This is a genomic window from Stenotrophomonas maltophilia group sp. SKK55 (genome assembly GCF_057179845.1).
Map to the genome: position 1 here is coordinate 1 of NZ_JBXUHP010000036.1, position 904 is coordinate 904.

General features: G+C 63.8%; 3 protein-coding genes. 2 read left to right on the forward strand and 1 reads right to left on the reverse strand.

Translation table 11 applies throughout. The features are described 5' to 3' along the window. On the reverse strand, nt 1-270 hold a 270-nt coding region (locus AC2A1N_RS13790), incomplete at its 3' end, for an NADPH-dependent FMN reductase (protein WP_484372602.1). Between the two features lie 39 nt (nt 271-309). Here AC2A1N_RS13790 and AC2A1N_RS13795 point away from each other — a divergent pair. Together AC2A1N_RS13795 and AC2A1N_RS13800 are read left to right on the forward strand one after the other, a co-directional pair. Continuing rightward, nucleotides 310-624 (forward strand): ArsR/SmtB family transcription factor, encoded by a 315-nt coding sequence (locus AC2A1N_RS13795; protein WP_065178721.1) that lies wholly within the window; start codon nt 310-312, stop codon nt 622-624. A 25-nt stretch (nt 625-649) separates the two neighbouring features. After that, nucleotides 650-904, forward strand: a 255-nt coding sequence (locus AC2A1N_RS13800) for an arsenate reductase ArsC (RefSeq protein WP_484372604.1), incomplete at its 3' end; no start/stop codon positions are given.

The following is a 904-nucleotide window of genomic DNA, read 5'->3' on the forward strand; positions in this document are numbered from 1 at the left end:
GGCCTGGCGCAGCTCCTGCACCTTTGGGTGGGTGGCTGGCACCGAGTCAAGCATCGGCAGCTCGTGTGGATCGAACAGGCGGGTTTCCGCCCCGAGCTGTTCCAGCAGCCGCTGCGCCTCCAGCGCCAGCTTGCGGCTGAACGACTGAGGCCGCAGCGAGCCGTACAGGATCAGGATGCGCGGGCGGTGCGGCTGCGCGGCCGGGTCGTTGAGCTTGGTGGCCGTCGGAATGTCCAAGGCACCTGGGACCAAGTTGGGGATCTGCTGCACGGGGTTGTCCTACGGAATCGATTCTATTATTCTAGAATCATGGAACATAACACTGCAACCCACGCTCTTGCTGCCTTGGGCCACGCCACCCGCCTGTCGATCTTCCGCCTGCTTGTACAGGCCGGCAGCGGCGGCAAGCTGGCCGGTGACATTGCCCAGACGCTCTGCTTGCCTGGCGCCACGCTCTCCTTCCACCTGAAGGAACTGTTGGCTGCGGGCCTGATCAGCGCCGAGCAACGTGGTCGGACGATCTGCTACCGGGCCGAGTTCGAGGCGATGACCGCATTGGTGGCCTATCTCACGGAGAACTGTTGTGCCGACGAACAGGCCTGCGAACGACCCGTTGGCTGCTGACCAACCCACCTTAGAGATCGCTCAGATGACCCGTCGCGTCCTGTTCTTGTGTACCGGTAATTCCGCTCGCAGCGTGTTGGCCGAATCGACCCTGAAGAAGTGGGGCCAAGGCCGCTACGAGTCCTTCAGCGCCGGCAGCCAGCCGGCCGGCCGTGTCAACCCGTTTGCCATTGCTCAGTTGAAGCGCGAGGGTTTCCCGGTGGACGGCCTTCGCAGCAAGTCGTGGGACGAGTTCGCCGAAGCGGATGCCGCGCCGATGGATCTGATCGTCACCGTCTGC

Excerpts from the sequence above, each read along its gene's own strand:
- AC2A1N_RS13795 (WP_065178721.1), top strand. The coding sequence starts at position 310 with ATGGAACATAACACTGCAACCCACGCTCTTGCTGCCTTGGGCCACGCC.